Genomic DNA, 6,391 nt, shown 5'->3' with positions numbered 1-6,391 from the left:
CGTATGACTATGTCGAAAGAGATGCAAAAGAAGTCGCAGTAAAAGATCTTAAAGACGGTCGTTGGTTTTACGTTCCGACGACTGGTGCCGCGCCACGCTTTGCTCTGAACCAATTCCCATTCTTGCAAGGTTCACCTCGTTACGTTGAGCTTTGTTTTACCAAAGAAGGTCTGGAAGTTCGCAGTTACGATAAAAACTACCCAGACGCGCATCTAAGCAAAGATGCCAATAATTACTGCGGTGAAGAGAAATTTGTCGCAGACGACGACGGCGTTAACTTCGCGCAAGTGCTGACGATTCCGGGTGACTTTGCGGCGTATCGCTGTCAAGAAGACGCGCATGGTGATTGCACCAACAAAGAAGAAACCAATGAAGACGCAAGCCTAAACTACAAGAAGAAAACCCACTTCACTCCTCGTCCTGAAGATCTCGAAATTGCAGAATTCAATATGGAAGATCTGTATGGCATTACCGAGGGCATTGATGAAATTGGCGCACCACGATTGATCTCGTGGGATTTTGACCCTAAAAACGGTCTTCTCAATTTCGAACTAGAGCGCACGTTCCGTATCGATTTAGATAATATTTCTGACTACATCAACTTTGCAACGAAAGCGAGTTTGGATGAAGCGCTTGTAGATGGCGCGTTTAAATCTCGGTTCTACTACTCGTTAGTGCACGAAAGTGAAGTGGCAACCGAAGGTTACCAACCGATCTTGTACCCTGTGGGTGATGAGAACGACATTGGTTTCTTCACCACGTCGACGAAAAAGCTTAACCCAGTCACGAATAAATACGACCGTGATGTGGTTTACCTCAATCGTTTCAACCCGAATCAAGGTTCTATCAAATACTACTTGAGCGATAACTTCTTTGAAGAGAAGAACAAGTTGTTCTTGGATGCAACGCTGCAATCGATCGACAAGATGAACCAAGCGCTGAATGTATTTGGGGCGGATGCAGGCAAGCCTGAAATCGAGATTGTGAACAAAACCAAAGCGGCTGGTATTCACCCAGGAGATCTGCGTTACAACGTGATTAACCTGATTGACGAGCCTCTAGCGAACGGTCTGCTTGGCTACGGCCCGTCGGTTTCTAACCCGATGACGGGGGAAATCATCAAAGGCCACGTGAACCAATACGCAGGCGTTGCAAGAACGGGTGTACCTTTCTATTGGGATAACTTGGCGCGATTCTACAATCGTAATCAGCTGGACTTAGATGGATTGGATCCACTGCCGACTAATAGTGAAACGGTGAAAACAGAGGTCGAGGATAGAGTTGAAGCCCTCTCGACAATGGCAGCAATGGCGAGCCTGAAATCGGATGAAAACACTTATGCGCCTTTCGTATCAAAAGAAGACATCGTTTCTGGCAAGGCGGCGACAAAGAGCCCAACTCAGCTAATGAAAAACTTCAATGATGATATGGAGTTTGAAAAGGTGGTTGCCGCTGAAGAGAACCGTTTGTCTTTTTGGGCAGAGAACAACGTCTATCCAATTGAAGCGTCGTGGGTTTCTTCAACTAACAAGGCCATGTTGGACAACTTGAAGTTGGACGACGAGCGTTACTTTGAGATCAAACTCGATGACGCAGGTAACGAAGTATCGCGTCAGCTTAAGCGTTGGAAATACCTGCCAAAAGAGTTGCAAGTGAAAGCCGCAGATGCGATTACGGTTGCGACTTACAGCAATACGCTCGTTCACGAGCTTGGCCACAACATGGGTCTGCGCCATAACTTTAAAGGCTCAAATGACAAAGCGAACTACTACACGTTAGAGCAAGCGCATCAACTTGGTTTGAACAACATTCCTGCTTACAGTTCGACGATGGACTACGCACCAAGCATGTTGGATGAAACGCCAACTTGGGGTCTGTACGATATTGCGGCGTTTAAGTTTGGTTACGGTCGTAAAGTCGAGACGATTCAAGATTCTTCAGGTTCAGCTCCTGCGCCTGTTGCGAAACCGGCAGACAGTGCGAGCGATGAAGACAAAGCGGCATACGCTCGTTACCTCGCTGATCAGCAAGCCTACCAACAAAGCTTTGCATACAAGTTTGGCAACAATCCAGACAACACATCGCTGATGGTGTGTTCTGAAGTGAAGGCACTAACGGGGAACGAGAAAGGCAAATCACTCTACAACTGTGACTTTAGCCGATTCGATACCGCCGCGTTGTCTGATGATCCTGAACTGAATGCGAAAACTCGTTATGGCGCACTTTACTACCTAGATAAAGTGAATGAAATTGAGCGTAAGTCTTACGATTTCTGTACCGATGGGAACGTTTCTCTAAACAGCGACTGTAACCGTTTTGACGAAGGTACAAACCTAGAAGAAATTGTTTCTTACGAGTGGCAGAACTATCTCGATAGCTATGATCGACGCAACTTGGAGTTATATGGGACGACGGGATTATTCTCGTCCGATTATCCTGGTTACTTAGTGCGCCGTTACATGGAAATGAGCGCTATCCGTGACAAGATGGAAGATCTTGAGCGCATCGATAACCTGTACACCAATCTGGGTTACACTTCGTCAACGGATAAGCCGGGTGACTTTTTATTGCGCCTTGCTTCAAATCCTCAATACTGTAGCGAAGGTAAAGCCGATAACTCATGGTTCTGTGATTACGCGAATGGGGCGAAAAAATCCGCGGCGTTCTTCCTTGATATCTTGCGCACACCAGAGCATCAATGTGTGATAGAAAATGCGGCAGGCAACCAAAAAGTGATTTCTTTTGGTCAACTGTTAGACAACAACTCACACCAAATTCCGGCTGATTACGATCTTTCAACAGCCAGCTGTTTTGATGATTTGGCAGCACGCTTTATCGAAGATTCAGATGAGGGCTATATAGCTGTTGCGGAAACTGCGAATGGACGCTTCCTAAACTCGATTGGTAGCTTTGACCCGGATTACCCTTGGTCAAATGCGGTGTCTGTGTTGGGTAACTGGCCAGATAAAGCGTTGGCGAGCCACTTCTTAGCACGTCGATTCTCGAACCGTTTTACCGACGAGGTGAGCTTTGCATCGCTGCTTGATATCCCTGGGGTGCAAGCTGAATACGAAGACATCATGGGCAACATCGTGGCAAATGATGCGTTAAATACGCCAGTTAAATTGGTGGGTCAAGACGGTAAGGAATACACCAATCTAAAAGGTGTTACCGTGAACCTACACATCACTGAGCAAATGGAGTCCCTACCACCAATGCCTCGTGGTATTGCAAGATTCCTTGATATTGGTGCAGAAGGTCGTGGACGTGTTGGCGATGTCATCTTGAGAATGGGTGTTAACCAAATGAAGTCTTACGACTACACAGTGAAGACTCGTGGTCAATCTCAGTTTGATACGTTTACGAAGCAGCAAGACCGTTACGGTATCATCGCGGGTGACAAGGTTGAGTTTGTTATCGACGGCGAGAAGTTTGTGGCAACAAAAGCAAACAAGCTGGCTTACGACTACGCAAACCAACTGGTGACGTCCAAAGGTTACGATCTAAAAACGTACCTAGATAGCTATGAGCCTGCAACACTAAACAAGGTTGCAGAGAGCATCGATAGCGCTTGGGGGCCATTCCGAACAGCGATTGTCCCAGCGTTCCACGATCCTGTATTGCTGCTGGATGCGCCAATGGTCAACGCAATGAAGCGAACCATTGATGCGGATATCGCGGCAGGTGTGCTGTCGTTCAGCCAGTCTTTCATCAACTTTACGACAGCGAATGTGACTTCGGGTGATTTGGTCATCGATGCAACTTCGGGCACATTGAGCTACAAAGGTGGTAAAGCGCACGATGAGCTGAAAGCGTTCGAAGCTTACACTGATGCGATGCTTTTGATTTACAACGATCACACCGAAGACATGATGTTCGCGGTCGACAATGTGTACGCAGGGTACATGGCGTCTTCAGATGCTGACAAAGAACTTTGGCTGAAAGATCTCAATATGATTCAAGCGTATTTGCGTGGTGATATCGGCGCTGTGGCTGGTGATTACTACAAGATGCTTGATCGCCTACCAACTGCAGTGAGTTTCCAGTAAATAACTCTTAATTCACTCATACAAAGGCCTGCAGCAATGCAGGCCTTTTTCGTCATAGGACTGATGGAATTTAGGAGTGAAAGATGATCTGTCCGTCTTCTGTCATCACAAGTGTCGCTTTGCTTTGTTCGATAAGTTGGGCAGCATAAGAAGGGGTAACGGCCTGCATATCACCTTTAGATCGAAGAGTTAAAGACTCCCACGCTTGATCTCGATATTTCCCAGCTTGGGTGTATTGAATCAGTACTTTCATAGCTTCACGCTCCGGTGTGGTTGACGTGCTACTTAAGTTAACGATCTTAGGTTGGTTACGCATCTGTTAAAAGTGAAACATTAGTTTAACCAAATGTGCCTTTCCAAATATCACGCATTGAGCAGAGCAATTTAGAATCCTTGTGATGGAAGGATGAAGAACACTTAATCTTTCGACTCATACTGCGCAATATAATGTTTGAGAGATTTGGTTTCCGCACTCTGAAACTCTTCATCGTGCATACGCAGTGCTTGGATACGGTCGAGGCGGAACTGGCGGTAGTCATCGCGCAATTCGCACCAGGCGACCAGCGTCCAGACTTTGCCCCAAAAGAATTGGCCTAACGGTTGGATTTTTCTCTCGGTCACCTGTCCGCTTTCATCTTGGTAATCCAAACTGACCTTAAACTGATGATCAATCGCGTGGCGCAGAAGCTGCCCTCGTTTGGCAGTCTCGGATTGGGTGTGATAATCGGGCACAATCAGCGGACAATCTTCCACTTGTTGTTTGAGCTTATCGGGCAATACCGAAAGTATTTTGGCGGACGCAGAATGAGACGCTTCGGCGAGTTCGGCATCCGACCAGGCTCGAACCATCCGCATACCCAGTTCAAGCGCCATCATCTCTTTTTCTGAGAACATCAAAGGCGGCAGATGAGAGCCCGCTTGCAACAGGTAGCCGACACCTGCTTCACCTTGAATAGGAACACCAGAACTAAGCAACGACTGAATATCGCGATAAATCGTACGTTCGCTGACTTCCATTCTTTCTGCGAGCTCTTTCGCTGTCACGGCGTAACGCTTTGCGCGCAAAAGCGTCAGTAGCTCAAACAGTCGTTCTGATTTGCTCATGATGTTCCTTATCTAGACCTACTGGTTGTTAGTGGTAGTGCGGCTGATTACTTCTCTAGCTCACTGCACATTTTTAAGTTGTGATGTTTAAGCTCGAAGCTTTCGCAGTCAATCATTGATAACAGAGGCTGAAATTCAGCGGCTTGCTTAAGCTGTTTTCCCGCCTGTTTTGCATCGTCCATTGAACGCCAGTAAATGATGTCTGTCCACACATCGTCCGTCGCTTCGTGACTGAGTGAGCGATACAAAAAGCCTGGCAGATTCTTCACAAACGTTTGTGACTGTTTGGCAGCGGCGATCACGTCTTGCTCTGTTGTGCCTGTGGTTAGACGAAATTGCACAGTTTCGATAACGGTTTCCATATTGTGATTCCTTATTGGTTTTGGCGGATTGCCTGTTGAGTTCCAAATAAGGTTACGCGGATGGAATGTCAGAACATGTCAGTAGTGAAATCTCACTCACTTATCATCAATATGGTTATTTTTCTGGGCTGTTGTAACGATCCCAGTAAGGTAAATCTGTGCCGAGTTTTTCGCTGATAAAATCGATAAAGGCTCTTACTTTCAACGGCATGTGCTTGCGCTCAGGGAACACCGCATAAATGGCGTGTTCTGGTAGAGAATACTCTTCCATCACCGGTTTTAGATTTCCTGCGGCAAAGTCTCTTCCTGCAATAAACGTCGGCAGTTGCGCAATGCCCGAACCTCTCAACAGCAACTGGCGAATGGCTTCGCTGTTATTGACGATAAAGTTTCCTTTTGGAAGCACCTTGTATTCGCTGCCATTGTTGATGAACATCCATTCGACGCCGCCACGGAAATAGGAATAGCGCAGGCAGTTGTGACTGACTAAATCACTTGGTTTTTGTGGTGTTCCAAACTCCGCTAAGTAATCTGGCGAGGCACAAAGCACACTTTTACAAGGGGCGAGACGTTTTGCGATTAGATTGGAAGAGGTGAGTTCACCAATACGGATCCCCAAATCAAAACCGTCTTTAACCAAATCGACCATTTTGTCTTCGAGGTTTAAATCCACTTCAATTTTCGGGTAACGAGCGAGAAACTCGCTGATCAAAGGCGCGATATGCAGCACACCGAAAGACATCGGCACGGTAATTTTGAGCCGACCTTGTGGAGAGCCTTGCAGTTCCGATACCGCGTCCACGCCTTGCTGGGCCAGATTGAGCGCTTGAGAAGCGTACTCAAAATAGCGTTCTCCCGCTTCGGTCAGGCTCAGCT

The 6,391-nt window shown here is 46.9% G+C and carries 5 protein-coding genes; 1 reads left to right on the top strand and 4 read right to left on the bottom strand.

The window, feature by feature from the left end; genetic code table 11:
- The coding region (locus tag CAG69_RS13170) for a M66 family metalloprotease (protein ID WP_161444579.1) at positions 1 to 4,049 on the top strand (4,049 nt) is incomplete at its 5' end.
- A gap of 70 nt (positions 4,050 to 4,119) precedes the next feature.
- Here CAG69_RS13170 and CAG69_RS13165 read toward each other — a convergent pair.
- From CAG69_RS13165 to CAG69_RS13150, 4 genes are all read right to left on the bottom strand, one after another.
- Positions 4,120 to 4,302 carry a hypothetical protein gene (locus tag CAG69_RS13165; RefSeq protein ID WP_005393690.1) on the bottom strand — a complete coding sequence of 61 codons (183 nt, stop codon included), beginning with the start codon at positions 4,300 to 4,302 and terminating at the stop codon, positions 4,120 to 4,122.
- 164 nt (positions 4,303 to 4,466) lie between these two features.
- Positions 4,467 to 5,153 carry a helix-turn-helix transcriptional regulator gene (locus CAG69_RS13160; RefSeq protein ID WP_006741273.1) on the bottom strand — a complete coding sequence of 229 codons (687 nt, stop codon included), beginning with the start codon at positions 5,151 to 5,153 and terminating at the stop codon, positions 4,467 to 4,469.
- A gap of 47 nt (positions 5,154 to 5,200) precedes the next feature.
- Positions 5,201 to 5,515: a hypothetical protein gene (locus tag CAG69_RS13155; RefSeq protein WP_104973374.1), complete on the bottom strand. Its 315-nt coding sequence runs from the start codon at positions 5,513 to 5,515 to the stop codon at positions 5,201 to 5,203.
- A 115-nt stretch (positions 5,516 to 5,630) separates the two neighbouring features.
- On the bottom strand, positions 5,631 to 6,391 hold a 761-nt coding region (locus tag CAG69_RS13150), incomplete at its 5' end, for a LysR family transcriptional regulator (protein ID WP_161444577.1).

This window comes from Vibrio sp. V43_P6S15P86, assembly GCF_009904725.1.
Lineage (GTDB): Bacteria > Pseudomonadota > Gammaproteobacteria > Enterobacterales > Vibrionaceae > Vibrio > Vibrio diabolicus.
The sequence above is the reverse complement of the archived record's forward strand: the minus strand, read 5'-3'. Positions and strand labels throughout refer to the sequence as shown.

Bases quoted from the DNA above. Each gene is read 5' to 3' on its own strand.
- CAG69_RS13165 (WP_005393690.1), bottom strand. From the start codon at position 4,302: ATGAAAGTACTGATTCAATACACCCAAGCTGGGAAATATCGAGATCAA.
- CAG69_RS13160 (WP_006741273.1), bottom strand. From the start codon at position 5,153: ATGAGCAAATCAGAACGACTGTTTGAGCTACTGACGCTTTTGCGCGCA.
- CAG69_RS13155 (WP_104973374.1), bottom strand. From the start codon at position 5,515: ATGGAAACCGTTATCGAAACTGTGCAATTTCGTCTAACCACAGGCACA.